At 58.7% G+C, this 20,370-nt stretch carries 20 protein-coding genes and 1 pseudogene; 7 read left to right on the top strand and 14 right to left on the bottom strand.

The features are described from left to right. Nucleotides 1–125: 125 nt before the first annotated feature. Nucleotides 126–1,217, top strand: coding sequence for a GGDEF domain-containing protein (locus ABNF92_RS06230; RefSeq protein WP_349343743.1), 1,092 nt, complete (start codon nt 126–128; stop codon nt 1,215–1,217). 1 nt (nt 1,218) lies between these two features. Here the strand turns inward: ABNF92_RS06230 and lipB are convergent, their stop codons facing one another. From lipB to ABNF92_RS06280, 10 genes and pseudogenes are all read right to left on the bottom strand, one after another. After that, nucleotides 1,219–1,857: a lipoyl(octanoyl) transferase LipB gene (gene lipB, locus ABNF92_RS06235; protein WP_349343744.1), complete on the bottom strand. Its 639-nt coding sequence runs from the start codon at nt 1,855–1,857 to the stop codon at nt 1,219–1,221. A 5-nt stretch (nt 1,858–1,862) separates the two neighbouring features. Further along, the gene (locus ABNF92_RS06240) at nt 1,863–2,132 is read right to left on the bottom strand and encodes a DUF493 domain-containing protein (protein WP_069183958.1); all 270 of its coding nucleotides are present in this window, start codon (nt 2,130–2,132) and stop codon (nt 1,863–1,865) included. Nucleotides 2,133–2,162: 30 nt separating this feature from the next. Next, a pseudogene (locus ABNF92_RS06245) lies at nt 2,163–3,331 on the bottom strand (D-alanyl-D-alanine carboxypeptidase family protein). Between the two features lie 57 nt (nt 3,332–3,388). Continuing rightward, nucleotides 3,389–4,282 (bottom strand): septal ring lytic transglycosylase RlpA family protein, encoded by an 894-nt coding sequence (locus tag ABNF92_RS06250; protein WP_349343745.1) that lies wholly within the window; start codon nt 4,280–4,282, stop codon nt 3,389–3,391. Nucleotides 4,283–4,406: 124 nt separating this feature from the next. Continuing rightward, nucleotides 4,407–5,549, bottom strand: a complete 1,143-nt coding sequence (gene rodA, locus ABNF92_RS06255; RefSeq protein WP_153634581.1) for a rod shape-determining protein RodA — start codon at nt 5,547–5,549, stop codon at nt 4,407–4,409. Beyond that, on the bottom strand, nt 5,549–7,438 hold the full coding sequence (gene mrdA, locus ABNF92_RS06260) for a penicillin-binding protein 2 (RefSeq protein WP_209398857.1): 1,890 nt from the start codon (nt 7,436–7,438) through the stop codon (nt 5,549–5,551). Before mrdA ends, rodA begins: the two co-directional genes overlap by 1 nt. A 9-nt stretch (nt 7,439–7,447) precedes the next feature. Further along, nucleotides 7,448–7,918, bottom strand: coding sequence for a 23S rRNA (pseudouridine(1915)-N(3))-methyltransferase RlmH (gene rlmH, locus ABNF92_RS06265; RefSeq protein WP_069183963.1), 471 nt, complete (start codon nt 7,916–7,918; stop codon nt 7,448–7,450). Nucleotides 7,919–7,920: 2 nt separating this feature from the next. Continuing rightward, nucleotides 7,921–8,271 (bottom strand): ribosome silencing factor, encoded by a 351-nt coding sequence (rsfS, locus tag ABNF92_RS06270; protein WP_064227041.1) that lies wholly within the window; start codon nt 8,269–8,271, stop codon nt 7,921–7,923. A 70-nt stretch (nt 8,272–8,341) separates the two neighbouring features. Then, complete coding sequence (gene nadD / locus ABNF92_RS06275; RefSeq protein WP_349343746.1) at nt 8,342–8,992, bottom strand: nicotinate-nucleotide adenylyltransferase; 651 nt, start codon at nt 8,990–8,992, stop codon at nt 8,342–8,344. Nucleotides 8,993–8,997: 5 nt separating this feature from the next. Further along, complete coding sequence (locus tag ABNF92_RS06280) at nt 8,998–10,254, bottom strand: glutamate-5-semialdehyde dehydrogenase (RefSeq protein ID WP_069183965.1); 1,257 nt, start codon at nt 10,252–10,254, stop codon at nt 8,998–9,000. A gap of 186 nt (nt 10,255–10,440) precedes the next feature. On the opposite strand from ABNF92_RS06280, the gene ABNF92_RS06285 reads away from it, so the two are divergent. From ABNF92_RS06285 to ABNF92_RS06295, 3 genes are read left to right on the top strand one after another with little or no spacing between them, the layout of a single operon-like run. Beyond that, a complete protein-coding gene (locus ABNF92_RS06285) occupies nt 10,441–11,457 on the top strand; it encodes a GGDEF domain-containing protein (RefSeq protein ID WP_069183966.1) in 1,017 nt (338 codons plus the stop codon). Beyond that, nucleotides 11,454–12,452: a diguanylate cyclase gene (locus tag ABNF92_RS06290; protein WP_069183967.1), complete on the top strand. Its 999-nt coding sequence runs from the start codon at nt 11,454–11,456 to the stop codon at nt 12,450–12,452. The genes ABNF92_RS06285 and ABNF92_RS06290 overlap by 4 nt, the downstream gene beginning before the upstream one ends. Then, nucleotides 12,449–13,900 (top strand): bifunctional DedA family/phosphatase PAP2 family protein, encoded by a 1,452-nt coding sequence (locus ABNF92_RS06295; RefSeq protein ID WP_291909824.1) that lies wholly within the window; start codon nt 12,449–12,451, stop codon nt 13,898–13,900. Before ABNF92_RS06290 ends, ABNF92_RS06295 begins: the two co-directional genes overlap by 4 nt. A gap of 3 nt (nt 13,901–13,903) precedes the next feature. Here ABNF92_RS06295 and ABNF92_RS06300 read toward each other — a convergent pair whose 3' ends face one another. Then, nucleotides 13,904–14,482 (bottom strand): LON peptidase substrate-binding domain-containing protein, encoded by a 579-nt coding sequence (locus tag ABNF92_RS06300; RefSeq protein WP_136629760.1) that lies wholly within the window; start codon nt 14,480–14,482, stop codon nt 13,904–13,906. A 49-nt stretch (nt 14,483–14,531) separates the two neighbouring features. Continuing rightward, a complete protein-coding gene (locus ABNF92_RS06305; RefSeq protein WP_349343747.1) occupies nt 14,532–15,788 on the bottom strand; it encodes an HDOD domain-containing protein in 1,257 nt (418 codons plus the stop codon). Nucleotides 15,789–15,948: 160 nt separating this feature from the next. Between ABNF92_RS06305 and ilvD the strand changes: the two genes are divergently transcribed. After that, nucleotides 15,949–17,784 carry a dihydroxy-acid dehydratase gene (gene ilvD, locus ABNF92_RS06310; RefSeq protein WP_349343748.1) on the top strand — a complete coding sequence of 612 codons (1,836 nt, stop codon included), beginning with the start codon at nt 15,949–15,951 and terminating at the stop codon, nt 17,782–17,784. Between the two features lie 73 nt (nt 17,785–17,857). Here the strand turns inward: ilvD and ABNF92_RS06315 are convergent, their stop codons facing one another. Then, on the bottom strand, nt 17,858–18,280 hold the full coding sequence (locus ABNF92_RS06315; RefSeq protein ID WP_069184017.1) for a peptidoglycan-binding domain-containing protein: 423 nt from the start codon (nt 18,278–18,280) through the stop codon (nt 17,858–17,860). Nucleotides 18,281–18,402: 122 nt separating this feature from the next. Further along, nucleotides 18,403–19,518 carry an AI-2E family transporter gene (locus tag ABNF92_RS06320; RefSeq protein ID WP_349343749.1) on the bottom strand — a complete coding sequence of 372 codons (1,116 nt, stop codon included), beginning with the start codon at nt 19,516–19,518 and terminating at the stop codon, nt 18,403–18,405. 127 nt (nt 19,519–19,645) lie between these two features. Here ABNF92_RS06320 and ABNF92_RS06325 point away from each other — a divergent pair, with 127 nt between their 5' ends. Beyond that, nucleotides 19,646–19,996: a hypothetical protein gene (locus tag ABNF92_RS06325; RefSeq protein ID WP_069183973.1), complete on the top strand. Its 351-nt coding sequence runs from the start codon at nt 19,646–19,648 to the stop codon at nt 19,994–19,996. 75 nt (nt 19,997–20,071) lie between these two features. Continuing rightward, nucleotides 20,072–20,320, top strand: a complete 249-nt coding sequence (locus tag ABNF92_RS06330; protein WP_069183974.1) for a hypothetical protein — start codon at nt 20,072–20,074, stop codon at nt 20,318–20,320. Nucleotides 20,321–20,370: the final 50 nt, after the last annotated feature.

Below are 20,370 nucleotides of genomic sequence, written 5' to 3' on the forward strand. Positions count from 1 at the left end.
GCCCCCGGTTTACATCTGGGCAACCGGATCGTTTACGTTTCGACACAGTTTCTGGCAGGAAACCGGTCTAGTATTTCTACATACGTAAGGTCCAGCAACGATTATCACAAGAACAAGATCCGAACATGCCGCAATCCGCCAGAAAAACGCCGGATACGGAACTGTCCCAGTTCCGGGTCAACGGCGAGATTCCTGTCCCGATTCTGATCAACTGGCTGACTGCCGTTGCCGTTCCCCTGCTGTTCTTCTTCGCCTGGCGCTCAAGCCTGCAGAATGACCCGATTACACCGCCATTGCTGATTGGCTTTGCCGTGCTTCTGACGGCCAACTCTCTGACCTATTTACTGTTTGGCAACAGAACGTTGCAACGCCGGGCTTTTATTACCCTTATCACGGTGCTGTTCACCTACCTGGCGATCCATGCGGTTGAGGACGGGTCCGCCATTATCTGGCTGTTCGCCTACCCCCCCATTATTTTCTACATCAGCGAATCCCGGGTTGGCGTACTCGCCTGCAGCGGCGGCTTCGCCGCCGTCATTCTGCTGTTCAGCCCGCTGGGAGACCTGCTGTTCGAGCCTCCTCACAGCGCCAGCTTCCGGATTACCATGGTGGCGGTACTGGGCTTTGAAATGGTCACCTGCTACATCCTTGACCAGAGCCGCCGGCGCAGCAAACTGGGCCTGCTGAAGCTGGCCGCAGAGTTCGAGTATGCGGCCAAGCATGATGCACTCACCGGCCTTGCCAACCGACGGGAAGCCCTCGAGCAGCTGGACATCGAATACCAGCGCTACCTTCGCAACGCCCGGTCGTTTTCTGTACTGCTGATGGACATCGACCTGTTCAAGAGCGTCAACGATAACTACGGACATCACGTCGGCGACGAATTGATCACCCTGGTTGCCAGAACACTGCGGGAGCAATGTCGCAAGGTTGACACCCTGGCCCGGTGGGGCGGTGAGGAATACCTGGTACTGCTGCCCGAGACAACCACCGAGGAGGCCATGTCCTCTGCCAACCGGATCCGGGAAGCGTTTTCCGTAAGATCCGTCAGCACCGAGCAGGGTCAGGTGCAGGCCACGATCAGTGTGGGCGTGGCATCAATCCGGGGATCCGAGTCCATCGACCGCCTCCTTCAGCGGGCAGATGAAGCCCTGTACCGGGCCAAATCCGAGGGCCGAAACCGTGCCTGCGGTTATGAGGATGAAGCGGCGGCCTGAACTACCAACCCTGGCAGAACTCGACATCCCCGCGGGCCAGGCCGTTGACGAGTTGCTCTGACAGTCGTTGCTGCACGTCGGCCAGGGTTATACCCGGAACAAAGTCCCGCACCTGGCACATGGCCATGCCGGCATAGCCACAGGGATTAATCCGCTGGAAGGGTTCCATGTCCATATCCACGTTCAATGCCAGTCCGTGGAAAGAACAACCACGGCGAACCCTGAGGCCGAGGGAAGCGATCTTGGCATCTCCCACGTAAACACCGGGCGCATCGGGCCTGGGGGCGGCCTCAATACCCAAATCGGCCAGGGTGCGGACTATGGACTGTTCAATCTCATCCACCAGGGAACGCACACCCATTTTTTTTCGAGTCAGGTTGATCATCAGGTAAATCACCAACTGACCGGGCCCGTGATAGGTCACCTGCCCGCCCCGATCAACCGGGATCACCGGAATATCGCCCGGAGCGAGGATATGCTCCGCCTTACCCGCCTGGCCCTGGGTATAGACCCGGGGGTGCTCAAGGCACCATAACTCGTCCGCCACGCTGTCATCGCGGTCGGCGGTGAACGCTTTCATGGCCTCCCAGGTTTCCAGGTAGGGCTGCTCCCCGAGGGATCGAACAATCAGGTCAGGCATCGGGCTCAGAGCACCATGTGCACGCGGCCGCTGGCCTTGAGATCTTCGAACAGGGCTTTGAGCTGTGCTTCACCCGTTGCCACAATCTTGAGCTGGACCGAGGAAAACCGGCCCTTGCTGCTGTCGTTAACCGTAATGTCGGTTTCGCTGATCCCGGGCGCATGCTGCTCCACAACCTCAACCACGAACTCGGTGAAATCCGGCGCTGCATTGCCGATCACCTTGATCACGTAGTCGCAAGGAAACTCAATTTTTGGTGCTTTCGGCTGACTCATGCCGCTTTACTCCCCGGGATCAACATCACCCTACTGAAATAACTGAACGAAAAAGAGCTTAATGGCATCCCAGATGCGTTTGAAGAATCCGCCCTCCGGAACTTCGGTCAGGGCCAGCACCGGCTGATCAACCAGTACCTCACCGTTATAGGACACACCTTGACCCGGCCCAGCTCATCCCCGACCTTGATGGGTGCTTTGATCACAGAATCAAGGTCAACCGTAGACTCCAGATCGTTTCTTGAACCCCGAGGGATGGTGACATAGACGTCTTCGGTCATGCCGACTGACAGTTGGTCAGTCTGGCCACCCCAGACACGGGCTTCAATCAGCTCCTGGCCGGACTGGAACAGGCGTTCGCTCTCGTAGTAGCGGAAGCCGTAATTCAGCATCTTCTGGATTTCCTGAGCCCGAGCTTCTGAGCTGTTGGTACCCATGACGACCGCAATAAGGCGGGTGTCGTTGCGCTTGGCCGAAGCAACCAGACAGTAGCCAGCTTCCTCGGTGTGACCGGTCTTCAGACCATCGACGCTGTCATCACGCCAGAGCAGGCTGTTCCGGTTCGGTTGGCGGATATTGTTATAGGTGAAGTGCTTTTCAGCGTACAGCGGATAGTTTTCCGGGTAATCATTGATGATTGCCTGCGCCAGCATGGCCAGGTCATAGGCCGTTGAAAAATGATCCGGCGACGGCAGACCGGTAGCGTTTTCAAAGTTGGTGTCTTTCATGCCCAGCAACTGGGCCTGCTGGTTCATGATATCAACGAAGGCGTCTTCGCTACCGGCAACAAATTCCGCAAGGGCGACTGAGGCATCGTTGCCCGACTGAATGATCACGCCCCTGAGCAGATCCTCAACCGACACCTGAGTGCCTTCCCGGACGAAGGTTCGGGACCCCTCGGTTTTCCAGGCATTCACGCTGATCGGAACCATGTCGGACATGGCGATCCGGCCCTCATCAAGCTCCCGCTCAACGATATACGCGGTCATCATTTTGGTCAGACTGGCGGGCGGCAAACGCTCGTGACTGTTCTCCTCCATGATGATCCGTCCGCTCTTGGGATCCATCAGGACATAAGAGCTGCCAGCAATCTGCGGCGGCGACGGAATCAGTACCGCCTGGGACATCGCCTTGCCTGTCAGAGCAAGCATCAACACAAAGACAATAGATAGGGTTCGAAAAACAGAGTTTAAGGCCATGGGTCCATTCATTCGTCGTTAAGTGTGTTTCTTATGAAGGTGTCTTGTTTGCCATGCTCAGTGCGTATCGGTCAGCACGATGGACTGATCGAAACCCCGAGCTTCCAGGAGGCTCTGGGTGCGCCTGGCGCTGTCTTCATCGCTGAACGGGCCCACCTGAACCCGGTGAAATCGCCCCGAGGAGGTATCAACAGCCCGAACACGCATCGGATTTTCCAGCACCGACCTTACCTGGCTGAGCAGCTTCTCGGCCGGGTCCCGGCTGCTAAAGGAGCCCAGCTGAACAAACAATGACCGGTTGCTCATCGCCATGTCGCCGCTCGCCTTCACCCGGCTTTCTGCGGATGGGGTCGCGTCTCCCGGAGAAAAGGGCTGGCCGGCGATGAACATGGCTCCATCCGGCCTGACCGTAATGGCGGCGACTTCCACCCTCGCCGTGCCCCGGGCCTGGTAGCCCAGCTTTTTAGCGGCAGCGTAGGACAGATCGATGATTCTGTCGCTGTGAAAAGGCCCACGATCGTTGACACGGACGATCACCGAGCGGCCATTATCCAGATTCGTTACCCGGGCAAAACCAGGAATCCGCAGGGATTTGTGCGCGGCGGACATGGCATACATGTCAAAGGTTTCGCCATTGGACGTCTTGTGGCCATGGAATTTTTCGCCGTACCAGCTGGCCGTACCCCGGGCAACATAACCGTCGTTGCTGTCAAGGACGTGATACTGCTTTCCCCAGACCTTGTAGGGCGATTTATTACCGGCCCTGCGGGGCGCCTCATAAACCGGGACCGCATCATCAAGCCCGGAGACATCAAAATTGCCCGAGGGCGCCCTGTCGGTCGCCAGGGTATAGCGAGAGGAGTGGTCGGTTTCCGGAGCTGACGCGCAGCCGCCGAGTATCACGGACACCACAACCGTCAGCAGGAGAAAGAATGAGGGCTTGAAGTTCACTGTCCGGAGTTCCTCTTCACTTCGCTGGCACCGCCGTCAGGTGTTCGGCGCTCTGGCTATCATTGTAACGGGTTCTGCGCCGCAATCACCATTACCCGACCGCCATGGTTCGATTGACCACCGGTCAGGCACCAATCATTCGTCGATGCGTATGGATCGACATCAGAACGCCAAACGCTGCCATCAGGGTCACACCCGAAGTGCCACCATAGCTGATCAGGGGCAATGGCACACCAACAACGGGCAAAAGTCCGCTCACCATCCCGACATTCACGAAGATGTAGATAAAGAACGTCATGGTGAGCGCACCGGCCAGCAGCCGACTGAACGAGTCCTGAGCCGTGACGGCAATGTACAGGCAACGAAGGATAATCAGGAAATACACCGTCATCAGGATCAGCATACCTACAAAACCGAATTCCTCCGCCAGCACCGCAACGATAAAATCGGTATGGCTCTCCGGAAGAAACTCAAGGTGTGACTGGGTCCCTTGCAGCCAGCCTTTCCCGTCCACACCCCCGGAACCAATCGCCGTCTTGGACTGGATGATGTTCCAGCCAGCACCCAGGGGGTCACTTTGCGGATCGAGGAGTGTCAGTACCCGTTGTTTCTGATATTCCCTCATGACGAAAAACCACATCAGCGGAGCCGACACGGACACCAGGGCAACAAAAGCGGTGATCAGTTTCCAGCTGATGCCTGCGAAAAACACCACGAAAATGCCCGCCATGCCCACCAGCAGGGACGTCCCCAGATCCGGCTGCTGCATGATCATGATCATGGGCACAAGAACGATCGCGAGCCCCACAGCTACATGCCGGAACCTCGGTGGCAGGAAATGCCTGGACAGGTACCAGGCCGCCATCATGGGAACCACCAGTTTCATAAGCTCCGAGGGCTGGAAACGAGGCAGCCCCGGTATCGCCAGCCAACGCTGAGCGCCCTTGGCACCGACACCAACCAGCATGACGGCAATCAATGCAACAATGCCCGCTGCGTATAGCCAGGGCGCCCATCGGCGGAACACCGAAGGATCCAGCTGGGCAAACACCAGCATCACCACAAACGCGACACCCAGGCGTATGCCCTGGGCCTTGACGACTTCGAAGTTCCGGTCAGCGCCGCTGTACAGAACGAACAGCCCGCCGGAAACCAGCAGAAGCAGCAGGAGCAAAAGAATTGGATCCAGATGCAGCGCGGTCCAGATACTTCGGTGCCGGCCAAGTGGATTGCTCGCGGTTGAATCCAGTAACGCCTTGAAAGCCATCAGTTGGCCACCTCACCAACCCCACTGACCAGTGCGCCATCGGCCTGGTTGTACTCAAGCAGCCAGGAATCAAACAGGGCCCGGGCCACCGGCGCGGCGGTACCACTGCCGCTGCCCCCGTTTTCGACAATCACAGCAACCGCGATTTCCGGTTTATCCGCCGGCGCAAAACCGACAAAAAGCGCGTGATCCCGGAGCCGCTCGCGGATTTCCTCTTCATCGTATTCTTCATCTTCTGCAAGACTGAAAACCTGCGCTGTACCAGTCTTGCCCGCCATCTTGTAAGACGCACCCCGGCCGACAGAGCGTGCCGTTCCTTTCGGCCCATGCATGACCTCAACCATGGTGTCGACGACGTATTCCCAGTCGTCGGGGTTCTTGAGATTGAGCGGTTCGTGAGTCTCGGCAGGCAGGAATTCCTCGACCGGCCGGTCCCCTTTGATGTCTTTCAGCAGCCTTGGCTCTACCCATCGGCCACGGTTGGCTATCAAGGCGGTTGCCGTGGCCAACTGCAAGGGTGTAGCCAACATGAAACCCTGACCAATGCCCATATTGACGGAATCCCCCGGATACCAGGGCTCATTCCGGACCGCCCGTTTCCAGTCCCGGGAAGGCAGCAAACCGCTCAGGGCACCCGAGACATCGAGAGTAGCGTCTTCTCCGAAACCGAAATGGGACAGATAACTGTGCATAGTATCCACACCCATCTCCACGGCCACCTCGTAGAAATAAACGTCGCAGGATTCGGCCACCGCATCCTTCAGATCAACCCAGCCATGTCCGGTACGCTTCCAGTCCCGCCATAGCCGGCCGCCTTCACGCAGACGAAAATGCCCGGGATCCCAGATGGTGTAATCCCGGGTGGTGGCCCCGCTATCGAGGGCGGCTACTGCGAGCATCGGTTTCACCGTCGAACCCGGAGGGTACTGCCCCCGCAGCGCCCGATTGAACAGAGGCTTGTCCTTACTGTCGCTCAGCTCCCGATAGTCGTTGACGCTGATCCCGGTAACGAATTTATTGGCGTCGAAACCCGGCACACTGGCCAGGGCAAGAATGCCACCGGTATCAGGTTCAATCGCAATAATGGCACCCCTGCGACCGTCCAATAGCTCGTGAGCGCGCTGTTGCAACCTTAGATCCAGGTGCAGCTGCAGATCTTCTCCAGGCACAGGGTTTTCCCGCTCCAGAACTCGCAGCGTTCGACCCCGTGCGTTGGTTTCAACGTGCTGGTAGCCGACCTGACCGTGAAGGATCTCTTCATAGAAACGTTCGATGCCCGACTTGCCGATGTAGTTGGTGCCGGCATAGTTGACCGGATCGATCCGCTGCAACTCGTCGCGGTTGATACGCCCGACAAAGCCAAGGGCATGGGCCGTCAATTCACTGTGCGGGTAGAAACGAACAAGCTCAGCCTTGACCTCTACCCCAGGAAGCTCATGACGATGCACAGCGAGACGGGCCATCTCCTGTTCATTCAGGTCGTAGCGGAGGGGAATTTCCTGGAAGGGTCGACGGGGTTCCTGAAGCCGGCGCTGGAAACGTTCGCGGTCTTCGTCGGAAATCTCCAGGATTTTGCCAAGCTGAGCCAGGGTATCATCCATGCCCTGCACCCGCTCAGGAACGAGCGTTACGCTGAAAACGGGCCGGTTCTCGGCTAGCAGGGTGTCATTACGATCGTACACCAGCCCCCGCGGGGGTGGCACTGACTGAACCTGGACGCGGTTTTTGTCCGAAAGGGTGGTGTATACCTCGTGTTCGACGACCTGAAGCTGGTACATCCGCGCAATAAGGCCGCCAATCGCCAGCATTACAAAAGCCAGCATTACCAGGGTCCGGCGCTGGAAGAGCCGGCGTTCTGCCGCTGTATCCTTGAATTCACCCCATGGCATAACTAGCCCCTAGGCCCGGTGATACGGGTGATTGCGGGTGATCGACCAGGCCCGGTACAGCTGTTCTGCCAGAACAATGCGTACCAGCGGGTGGGGCAAGGTGAGCGCGGACAGCGACCACTGCTGGTCGGCCCGCTTCCGGCAATCTTCGGCAAGGCCGTCTGGTCCGCCAACCAGAAAGCTCACATCTCGGCCATCCTGCTGCCAGTTTTCCAGTTGGGTCGCCAGTTTTTCCGTCGACCAGGGGCGACCGCCAACCTCCAGTGCGATCACCCGGTCTTTCGGACCAGTCGCCGCGAGGATGGCGTCACTTTCACGCTGCATCAGTCTGGGAATGTCGGGATTCTTGCCCCGGTGGGCGACGGGAATTTCAACCAGTTCCACGGGTAGCTCCGGCGGCATGCGGCGAGCGTAATCTCCGAATCCGGTACTGACCCAGTCGGGCATTTTCTGCCCCACGCAGATCAGACGTAACCGCATGATTATTCGCTGCCCGCAACACCAAGATCGGGAGCATCGCGCCAGAAGCGCTCCAGATCGTAAAACTCCCGTGTGGCAGGCATCATTACGTGAACAACCACATCGCCCAGGTCCACGAGGATCCAGTCGCTGACGCCAGCGCCTTCAACATTGCTTGCTCGCACACCCTGCTCTTTGGCTTCAATAACCACGGAGTCGGCGAGAGATTTTACATGTCGATTGGACGTTCCGGATGCCAGAACCATGAAGTCGGTGACACTGGTGCGGTCACGGACATCAATCACGCTGATGTCCTGTGCTTTCACATCTTCAAGCGCATTAATTACCAGATCTTTCAGTTGCTCTGCCTGCATAATCACCCTGTTGGACGGGCGTTTGCCGGTATGGCCGCCCGAAATGTCATATTCAGACGCGATTGTAGCACTAAAAGTTCCCGTCGGGGCATGCACCATAGAGCCCCAGGCGACGAATTTCTGCCCATACGGGATCCGGCATCAGGTAGCGTGGCGACCGCCCGTCACCAATCCGTTCCCGGATGCCGGTGGCGGAAATATCCAAGAGTGGTGGATCCAGCTCGAGGAAATGGCCAAAGGCCCTCTCGTGCAGAGCCTCGGGACCGCTCACGCCCCGTTCAGCGAGCATCCGGGCAGGTTCGCCCGCGGCGTCCAGTGCCGGACCGGGCCGGCGGACTACCACCACGTGGGCCAGTTCCGGAATCTGCTGCCATTCCCGCCAGCGATCGAACCCGGCAAAGGCATCGGTGCCAACCACCATCACCAGGGGCTCACGGGGTCCCAGCTCGGCCCTCAGCTGACGCAGGGTATCGGCCGTGTAGGAGGCCCCCTCCCGCGCCAGTTCCCGGTCGTCAATCCGTAACTGGGGCTCGTTGGCCACCGCCAGCCTCAGCAGCGCCAGGCGCTGGCCAGACGAAGCCCCGGTCTGGCCCCGATGCGGCGGAATATGACAGGGCACCAGGCTGACGTACTCCACGCCAAGACGGTCACTGATTTCAAGGGCCAGCCTCAGGTGGCCATGATGCACCGGATCGAAGGTTCCGCCATAAATGACATGCATGGGCATCAGGTCCGGATATGCCCGTCACCGAAGACCACGTACTTCTGGGACGTGAGCCCCTCGAGCCCCACCGGACCACGGGCGTGGATCTTGTCAGTGGAGATTCCGATTTCAGCCCCCAGACCATACTCAAAGCCGTCCGCGAAGCGCGTGGACGCATTAACCATCACCGAACTGGAATCCACCTCCGTGATGAACCGACGCGCCCGCGTGTAGTTCTCGGTGATGATACTGTCGGTATGCTGGGAACTGTAACGGTTGATATGCTCAATGGCGCCATCCAGCCCGTCAACCACGCGCACCGCCAGCACCGGAGCCAGGTATTCGGCCTCCCAGTCCGCCTCGGTGGCTTCTGCCACACCGTCTACGATGGCCCGGGTTCGTTCACAGCCTCGCAGTTCCACGCCTTTTTCAATAAAAGCCTGAGCCAGCAGGGGCAGCATGTCTTCTGCGATCTCACTGTCGACCAGTAGGGTTTCCATGGTGTTGCAGGTACCGTACCGATGGGTTTTGGCATTGATCGCCACTTTCAACGCCTTTTCCGGATCGGCGTGGCTGTCGATGTAGACATGACAGACACCATCGAGGTGCTTGATGACCGGCACCCGGGCATCTCGACTGATGCGTTCGATCAGCCCCTTGCCACCTCTGGGCACAATGACATCAACGTATTCCGGCATGGTGATCAACTCACCCACTGCCGCACGGTCGGTTGTCTTTATCACCTGCACCGCGTTCTCGGGCAGCCCTGCTTTTGCAAGCCCCTCGGAAAGACAGCGGGCAATCGCCTGGTTGGAATGGATCGACTCGGAGCCGCCCCGAAGAATGGTGGCATTGCCCGACTTGAGGCACAGACTGGCAGCCTCGACGGTCACGTTGGGGCGGGACTCGTAGATGATACCGATGACGCCAAGCGGAACACGCATCTTGCCCACCTGGATACCGGAGGGACGGTAGGCCATGTCGGTAATGGCACCGATCGGGTCCGGCAACGACGCGACCTGACGAAGGCCCTCGATCATCGTATCGATTCGCTGGGGCGTGAGCTCCAGACGATCGAGCATCGCCGCATCCAGGCCATTTTCACGACCCCTCTGCAGGTCTTTGCCATTGGCCAGGCCCAGTTCTTCCCGGGCTGCATCCAGAGCCTCGGCCGTCGCCAGGAGCGCCTGATTACGCACGGCCGTGGTCGAACGAGCCACTCCGGTTGCCGCTGCTCGGGCTTGCTGCCCAACCTCAGCCATGTACGCTGCAATATCCATTCAAATACCTTTCTGTTTTCAAGCGGAATCAGGAATAAGTGCCTAACTTTACCTTTCCCGTTTCAAGTACGCATCCCAAACAGATATTATACCGCTGCGATATGCCATACTCGGATCCTGAAGGAGCTTTTGATCAACTCCCCGGGGACGTTTTTTTTCAGGGAGCTCAGGAAAAGGAAGGACACCATGGCCCAGATGGCCGAAAAATTCCTGTTAAGCAAATTGTCACGGGCAGGTTTCGCGGCCCTGATCGCCATTGCGACGCTTTGTGCCTTGCTGGGAGAGCCCATGGTTGCAGCAGCCGCAGCTGCGGCCTCAGGCATTGTAATCTCTGGCAAAACCTTCCACCCCAGCCGGGTGAATCAGCCCTGGCCCCGAGTCCAGCAGGTCTTTTTTGCCATTCTTCTGCTGATTCTTCTGGCCGGCTTCTGGACCGGCCCCTGGGTGCTTAGCCACTGGCTCTACGCACTTCCACTGGCCGCTTTCGCACTGGTTCCGCCCGCGGCCGCTGTACTGGTGACGCTGCTGATCGCTGTTCTGGCGATGATCGCGACACAATGGGCCGTTGGCCTTGCCGACCGCCACCAAATGATCAGCGCTTTTCTGCTCACCATGCTGCTCTCTGCGCTGCTGGTCTTCCTTCGCGACTACAAAGCCCGGCAACTGGCCCCGTTGCGTCGGACCGATGAACTTACCCAGGCTGCCAGCCGGGAATATCTTTCCGCTGATCTGCACAAGGAAATCCAGCGCAGCGAGCGGGAAGGTACGGACATGTCCGTTATCATGATCGGACTGGACACCCACCTCAGCGACAATGATCCCGACGAAGACATACGCTCGATACTTCCTCGCATTGGTCGCTACCTGCACTCCCAGATCCGTGACTTCGATACCTATTACCGGGTGGCCGATCTTCAGTTTCTGGTGATCCTGCCAGGCATCTCCACCAGCGACGCCATCACCCGTGCCGAGACGATCCGCAAGGGCCTGGCAACACTTCTCGAGTCCCACGGCATGAACCTCACTGTCAGCACCGGGATCGCCGGCCTGAATATCGGTGACGATGCCAACAGCCTTCAGCAAAGCGCAGCGAATGCCCTGCGCCGGGCCCAGCAGCAGGGTGGCAACCGGAGCCAGGCCTACAGTTCATGGTCGCAGCCGGCGCAACCGGGCCAACCTCAGGCACAGGGACCGGCATCATGACAGAGACCCGACTCCGAACCTGGACCCACGCCTTCGGCTATGGCATCGCCTGCCTGTTCATTTTCACCCTGGCCATGCAGAACCTGCGTTACGGCTTCTACGAGCTTTTCTATCTGGCCTCCGGGATGGCGGTCCTGACCCTGGCTGGCGCCATTTACACCATTATCTGTCGCCGGCACCAACTGTCAGCGCCAGGGCACCTTATCATTCTCTCCGGCCTGAACAGCGGCATGCTGGCAGCACTGCTGACCATGGATGCACCCGGCATCAGCCACTGGGCAATGCCCCTGCTCGTACTGAACCTGCTGATCCTGCCGTTGCGGCAGGGTGTGGGGCTCTCCCTTTTGCTGTTGGTGCCCATGACGATCCTCCTGTTCCTGGAACAGGCGCCGGCTGACGCCATTGCCATTACCGGGGGGCTGTTTATTCTTCTGGCGGTCGCCGCCCTGTACATCTGGCACTACGATCATATGGCACAGTCGGCCGAGGATCTGGCCATCACCGATCCGGTGACCGGCGCCCACAACGCGCGCTTCCTCGATGAAACCTTGCAGAAAGAAATCAGCCGCGCCATAGCCACCGGCCATTGCCTCTCAGTGATCGACCTGAGCATCGATTACGCGGATGAGGTAGCCGACCTCCACGGCAGAGATCAGGTCCAGGGCCTGTTCCGGGATATGACCGAACACCTCTTTGGCGTGATTCGTGCCGGTGACACCCTGTATACCCTGAAAGACTTCGAGTTTTTCCTGATCCTGCCATTTACGCCGGAGGAAGGGGTGAGGGTGATAGCCGAGCGGATTCGCCGGACCATCGCTGAACACCATTGGCCTGTGGTAGGCAAAGCTACTGTCAGCCTGGGCTGCACCACCCGGGGCAGCGGCGACACCCGAACCGACACACTCCGCAATCGGGCCCACCAGGCCATGGAGGAAGCTCGCAGACGCGGCACGGATTCGGTCTGGTTCAGCCCGGGAGAAACCATCGAAACATGAGCAGTGCCTGGCTGAATGACCTGTCGGCATGGCTGAGCCTGCATCCCGGCTGGCTTGCTACGGCGCTGTTTACAACCGCCTTTATCGAATCCCTTGCCATCGCCGGCATTATTGTCCCGGGTGTTGCCATCCTGTTTGCCGTCGCTGTGCTGGCCGGTGAAACCGGGATGCCCTTGCCAGAAGCACTGCTCTGGGCGGGACTGGGCGCCATTGCAGGCGATACGGCAAGCTTCGGTCTCGGGCGGTTGCTGCAGGGTCGCCTCACAACGTCCTGGCCGCTGAGCCGTTACCCCAAAATCATAAGCACTGGAGAGCGCTTCTTTAACCGTCACGGTGGCAAAAGCGTGATCATAGGTCGCTTTGTCGGGCCGGTACGACCGGTTATTCCACTCGTGGCCGGGGCCCTGATGATGTCCTGGCGTCGCTTTCTGGCCTTCAACATCGGCTCGGCGATCGCCTGGGCACCGGTTTATATCTTCCCGGGATTTCTCGTGGGCAGTGCCCTGGCTAGCGAGATCAGGCCGCCTGCGCACTTCTATGCGGTGATCGGCATCAGCCTCGCGGCCCTGACCGTGGTCTATTTCGTGCTATTGCGGTTCCAGCTGGGGCTTGGCGAAAGCAGCCGCTTCTACCAATGGCTGAAACAGTGGATGGCACAGTACGACGCCACTCACCGATTCTGGCGCCTGTATACCAATCAGCGCCCGGCCCGGGAAGGTGAATTTCCGCTGGCCTCATTCATGCTCGCACTGGGCGCTTCCGCCCTGCTGTTACTCTGGGGACAACTGGCCACAGCGACTCACCTGCTTGATGGGTTCGACCGGGCGACTCTTCTCTGGTTCGAGCAACTCCGCCAGCCGCTGCTGGACGGTCCCTTCATTGCCATCACGCTGCTTGGTGACGCCCCGGTACTTGTGGCTGCCGGTGCCCTGGCATGCGCAGCACTGATGTTCCGAGGCTACTACGCCGCTGCTGTCCATATTGTGGTGGCCGTCGTTTTAACGGTGGTTCTGGTCTGGGCCCTGAAATCTCTGCTCGGCGTTCCCCGGCCGGAAGAAGTCATGGGGCCACCGAATTCCGGCGCCTTCCCGAGCGGCCATACGGCAGGTATTACCTTGCTGGTTACCCTGCTGGCAAGCTTCGTTGCCGGTGAAAGCCGGCACCGAAAGCGCTGGCACTACTATGTCCTGCTGTCTCTCCCATTGGTTCCTGTGGCTCTAAGCCGGCTTTACCTGGGGGTTCACTGGTTCACTGACGTGATTGGCGGGTTGCTACTGGCGCTGGCTGTCACCGGAGCCGTACGGGCGAGCTACAGCCGGTACGACAAGGTCCCTTTGGCACCGGATATAACCATCGTGGCTGCAGCAGTTGTATGGGCGGTATTTGCTTGCGGGTATATCGTGCTGTCATGGGACGAAGCCGTACTGAATTTCCGTCCGATCGGCTAGAACCTAGCCCTCCTCGAGCGCTTCCAGAAGCTCCTGAAGTCGGCTGAGCCGTTCCAGCGGGTCCTGCAACTCTACCAGTTTCTGCTTTTCCTGTTTGTCCAGAGGCAATAGCTCCGTAAGCCGCCAGCCAACATCCCGGGCATCGCCATAATCAATGTCCATGTTCAGATCGCGGATGACCGGATGCCGGAACAGCGCCTTGAGCACGGAGGGCAGTTCGCTATAGCGCGCCGGCACCTCACTCTCTGCCTCTTCCAGCAGGCACTCCACGTCGCCAACATTCAGCCCGTCTTCCTGTTGCCAGCTCCGGACCACCGACACCTTGGATTCGCCCTCAACAGTAATCCCCAGAAGGCCGTTATCAAGCTGTTGGAAATCGATAATTCGCACATAGGTGCCAATGTCGTAAAAGGCTGCGGTGCGCCCGGTCTCTCCGCCTTCCTGCAACAGCACCACAACGAACCCGCGATCCTCCTTGAGACAACGCGTCAGCATGTCGATGTAGCGCGGCTCGAACAGCTGCAATGGAATCCTCCCCCTGGGCAGGACGATGGAATTCAGGGGGAACAAAGGTACATTCATAAGCGCAACAGTCACCGGAAAGCAGACTCCACAGTTTACACGGCCCGGATCATCGGATGGCTAACAATTGCTGTACTTCTTCGACCCGGGCCCTGGCCTCCGTCAGGAGCTGCAAACTGCGGGAGGCATTGAGTTCAAGTTCACCCAGACGCCGATACGCCGGCACCTGATCGAACGGGGGCAGCTCGGCATTCTGGCTGGAACCTATCATCGAATGCAATTGCGCCACGATAACGACATCCACGAGCTGGGGCGTCGTCTCGCGGCATTCATAACCCCAGTCTTCGGCATGGCGGACCGCTTCCACAAAGGCCGGCGGGAAGGACCAGTTCTCGAGTACCGCCGTTCCGACGTCTGCCCTGAGTTCCCTGATCGCATGACTCAGGTTGGCCTCATCGGCAAAGAGGTTCACATGGTGTTCAGCCTGGACGAGTATCGGCACCACGCCGATATCGTGGAGCAAGCCCGCCAGCAACGCCTCTTCCGGATTCAGTTTTGTGGCGTGATCCGCCAGCACCCAGCACAGGGCTGCCACCTCCCGGGAATGCCGCCAGAGCTTTTCCATCTCTTTCTGAAGTGACGCCTGGCGGGTCTTGAACACCTCCCGCATTGAAAACACCGTCACCAGTTGACGGGTGGTTCGCATGCCAAGGCGAACCACGGCTTCCCGGACGTTCCGGACGTCGCTGAATCCTCTGTACAGAGGGCTGTTACAGGCACGAACCAGTTTGGCCGCCATAGCCGGGTCCGCTGACACCGCCAGCGCTACCTGATCCGCCGTTGATTCCTCTCGATCGACCGCACGCCGAACTTTCCACGCCACATCCGGCACACTGGGCAGCTTGACCTGGTTCGACCTCAACTCCGACAGGAACTCCATCAACAGATGATGCTCCTCGCTATCTATACCGCCAGTGCTCTCACCGGAATCCATCTCAACCTGCTCCACTGGCGCAGAGCGCAGCAGCTGGTTGAGGATTTCCTGCTCGACAACCAGGAATTCAGAGGGTTTGACAGCCGTAACGTCATACATACGGGGTTGGAGCCGGGCAATGGGGTTCTGGGCCTTCTCGGTTTCAGCTTCGATGATTGTTTTCCGGCCATCCACGGATTCAAGTTCGATCTTTCCCGCTACCAGGAAAAAGTCCAGACCATCCCGGACACCCCGCTCCAGAACCCTTTGTCCGGGCCCATGAGTCCGTCGCTCGGCGCGGCTGGCAAGCAGGACCAGTTGATCATCGGTCAGCCGGTTTAATGGCTGAAACTCTTTCAGGCGACGAAGCGGCAGGCTTTCCTGGCCGGCCATAGGCATACTCCTTGTCGGTTCAAACCGGAAAATAAGTTGGCAATTGTGTTAACTATTGTAAACAGCGACTCTGAAAACAACCATGCGCCTCGAGTCTAATCTGGTATCCTCTGTTTTTTTGATCACCGTCATCAGGTAACAACAGAGAGAACAGAACACCATGCCTCAGTATCGTTCGCGGACATCCACCGCAGGTCGCAACATGGCCGGCGCCCGTGCCCTTTGGCGCGCTACCGGTATGAAAGACGGAGATTTCGGCAAACCCATTATCGCGGTTGCCAACTCTTTCACTCAGTTCGTGCCGGGCCATGTGCACCTCAAAGACCTCGGTCAGCTGGTGTGCCGCGAAATCGAGGCCGCCGGGGGTGTTGCCAAGGAATTCAACACCATCGCGGTCGACGACGGCATCGCTATGGGCCACGACGGCATGCTGTACTCCCTGCCATCCCGGGAAATCATTGCGGATTCGGTAGAGTACATGGTGAACGCCCACTGCGCCGACGCTCTCGTCTGTATTTCCAACTGCGACAAGATCACCCCGGGCATGCTGATGGCCGCCATGCGCCTGAACATCCCCACGATCTTCGTCTCCGGCGGCCCCATGGAAGCAGGCAAGACCAAACTGTCCGAGCACAAGCTCGATCTGGTGGACGCCATGGTCATTGCTGCAGACCCCAACGCCTCCGACGAACAGGTGGAAGAGTATGAGCGCAGCGCCTGTCCCACCTGCGGCTCCTGTTCCGGCATGTTCACCGCCAACTCCATGAACTGCCTCACCGAAGCCATCGGTCTGGCACTGCCCGGCAACGGTTCACTCCTGGCAACGCACGCCGATCGGGAGCAACTGTTCCTGAAGGCCGGTCGACAGATTGTGGAGAATGCACGGCGCTATTACGAGGAAGACGACGCCAGCGTACTGCCTCTGAGCATTGCCTCAATGGCAGCCTTTGAGAATGCCATGGTTATGGACATCGCCATGGGCGGCTCGACAAACACCATCCTTCACTTGCTGGCGGCCGCCCAGGAAGGCGGCGTTCCGTTCACCCTGAACGAAATCGACCAGCTGTCGCGCAAAGTTCCGCAGCTGTGCAAAGTCGCGCCCAACTCGCCCAAATACCATATGGAAGACGTGCACCGTGCAGGTGGCATCATGGGTATTCTCGGCGAATTGGAACGAGGCGGATTGATCAACACCGATCTTCCGACGGTGCACAGCAAAACCATGAAAGAAGCGTTGGAGACCTGGGACATCATGAGGTCGCCGACCACCGAAGTGGTCGAGTTCTACAAAGCCGGGCCGGCCGGCATTCCCACCCAGACGGCCTTCTCCCAGAGCACCCGTTGGCCAACACTCGATGGCGACCGGGAAACCGGCTGCATACGCTCGGTTGAGCACGCCTACAGCTCCGAGGGCGGCCTGGCGGTGCTTTACGGCAATATTGCCCTTGACGGCTGCGTGGTCAAAACCGCGGGGGTGGACGAAAGCATCTTTGTATTCGAAGGCAAGGCCCGGGTATTCGAGAGCCAGGATTCTGCCGTTGCCGGCATTCTCGCAGACGAGGTCAAGCCGGGTGAGGTTGTGATCATCCGCTATGAAGGCCCCCGTGGTGGCCCGGGCATGCAGGAAATGCTCTATCCGACCAGCTATCTGAAATCCAAGGGCCTCGGGAAGGATTGCGCACTGTTGACAGACGGACGTTTCTCAGGCGGCACTTCGGGCCTGTCCATCGGCCACGCGTCGCCGGAGGCAGCCGCCGGTGGAGCCATTGGCCTGATCGAGAACGGCGATACAATCCGCATCGACATTCCGAACCGTAGCATCAACGTTGAAGTCGACCAGCGCGAGCTCGATCGTCGCCGGGAAGCCCGGGATGCCAAGGGCTGGAAACCGGAACTGCCGCGGGACCGCAAGGTATCTGCAGCCCTGAAAGCCTACGCGCTACTGGCCACAAGTGCCGACAAGGGTGCCGTTCGGGATCTGGAAAAGCTCGACTGAAAATCCTGATCGCTGGCCAGCAAAAAAGCCCGGCGGGGAACCCGGCGGGCTTTTTCTGTCCAGAAGACTCCGATTACCAGAGCGACCAGCCGCCGTCGTCATCTTCTTCAATGGCGTCGTCCTGCTCAGGCTCCGGGGCCGAAGTCTCCTCCGCTGCGGAAGACGCTGACTCCTGAGCCGGAGCGCTACTGGTTCCGGTGGACTGTGCTGGCGCCGACGCAGCCACCTGAACCGAAATCATGCCCAGGGCTTCCTTGGTCGGGTCGTCCAGAATACCGGTAGACTGGAGACCGTTATCCTGCTGGAACCGGGTCAACGCAGACCGGGTAGAGTCGTCCATCTGCGGGCTGACATTGTTAATATCGTACCCGGCTCCATAAAGTGCATTCTTGAGTGCAACGATCTCATCAGCGAAGGCTGCAGGGGCAAAGCCCAGTGTGACCGCCAGTCCGGCCGCGGCGGTCAGGCGTCCCAGTCGGGAAGTTGCTTTTTTCATGGTACTCACCTGCTAACTCCTGATATCTCTTCGATATCCGTTTCTTTCTTGTTATGTGGTGCCTATCTCCACAGGCTGGGGCAAACGGTTAAAAGCCTACCATACTTTTGTCGTATGTCGCCTTACCGGACATCATGTCCCGTTGACCTGTCAGACTCATGCGCCTCATCTTCCACAGTGGCCGACTGGCGGTGGGCCTCTTCGCTGAACTCGCGGATGAAAATCCCCCAGAACGCCATGAACAGGGCTGCCACCAACGGCCCCATCACGAACCCGTTGATGCCGAACATGACGATGCCGCCAAGAGTCGACAGCAGGACAATGTAATCAGGCAGTTTGGTATCGCGACCAACCAGTACCGGGCGCAACAGGTTGTCCGCCAGCCCTATGACCACCACTCCAAAGGCCGTCAGAACCGCCGCCTCGATCACGTCTCCAACCGCCGCGAGGTAGATGGCAGCGGGCACCCAGACCAAAGCGGCACCAACCGCCGGCAACAGCGATACGATCGCCATGACCACACCCCAGAGCAGGGCCCCGGAGATCCCGAGGACCCAGAAAATCAGCCCGCCCAGGGCCCCCTGGATGATTGCAATCAGCAGGTTTCCCTTGACGGTCGCCCGGGTTACCTCTGCAAACTTGGCGAACAGCAACCGCTCCCGTTCGTCGCCCAGTGGCAGCGCCCGGATGATCAACTCCACCAGTGCACTACCATCCCGCAGCAGGAAGAACGCCAGATACACCATCAAGGCCAGGCCGAGGAAAAACTGGAAGGTGTTCTGGCCAACGCCCAGGGCCTGCTTGCCAAGGAACTGACTGCCGCCGACAAAAATACTCACCGCCCGGTCCCTCAGCTCGGCAAAGCTGATGTCAAACTGTGCCAGGAACGCCTGAATAGCCGGAAAAGACTGATTGACCCGATCGATGTATTCCCCGGGCCGAATGTCGCCACTCTGGATCTGCTGGTAGAGCGCCACGCCCTCTGCAACCAGAGATGTCACCAGAACCAGAACCGGGATAACCACAATGAACATGCAGATGCACAGGGTAATCAGCGCGTTGATGTTTGGCCGGTCACCCAGTTTACGTACGAGCAGTTGCTGCACCGGGTGAAAAATCAGGGCGATGGCGACCGCCCAGAATATGGGCCCGAAGAAGGGCTTCATCAGAAATACAAAGGCAAGGGAAACGCCGACCAGCAACGCCAGAAAAGTCCGTGTTTCAAGTTTTGCGTACATAATTTTTGCGGTTCCCTGATGTGGTTCTGCATGTTAACGAATGCATTCTACCCTACCACGCTGGCGTGGCCACTGTAGCTCTCTTCGGGTTATAGTGGACGGTTGTTGTTCAACTAATAGACAGGTCATGTTGTTGGAACTGGAAACCTTCACTGTCGAAACAGCCCTGGACGCGGCCACCGAGCTGCGCAAGGTACTGGCCGCCAGAACGCACCGGCGCAAGGTGATGGGCCAGGAAGTCGTGGTGCCCGGTCAGCTTGGCGAAGCCCTGCAGTTGCCACGTATCATCAACCGACTTCAGAGCAAGCAACAGAAGCAGCGGGACCTTGGCCTGGAGGACTTCCAGGAGCTCTGGCCCACACTGTCGCCACAGACACGGGAAAGAGTTCTGGAGGCGATTGGCTGGTATGACCCGAAGGAGCTGGACTGGGATGACAAGCGATCCAACCGTCGGCCACTGGTCGATCCAGACAGTTAAGCCGTATAAATCCGGCAACCCGACTTTGAAATGTCATACTTGGCCCATATGTTGGGCAGTATCAGGAGGATATTTATGACTCAAACACAGCATTACACGGCACTTCTGGCTGAGGGCAGCGCGGTTCCTACCCTGCTGTGCGGCCACTGCCATTCGATTCTCTCCAGGGCCCGGATTTTCAACAATCAGGGTGACCACCAGCAGGACATGGAATGCCGCACCATTGGCCTTTGTTCAGCTGACGATTGCGGTGCAGTCAATTGCTGCGACGAGGCTCTGGCCCGCGTTGACAACCCCGAACGCCTGTTCGGCATCGCGTCCTGATTCAAAGCGGCAACGCTCTGTTACGCAACTCAAACACACAAATTTTCCAT

The sequence above is a fragment of the Marinobacter sp. MMG032 genome (genome assembly GCF_040112695.1).
GTDB lineage: Bacteria > Pseudomonadota > Gammaproteobacteria > Pseudomonadales > Oleiphilaceae > Marinobacter > Marinobacter salsuginis.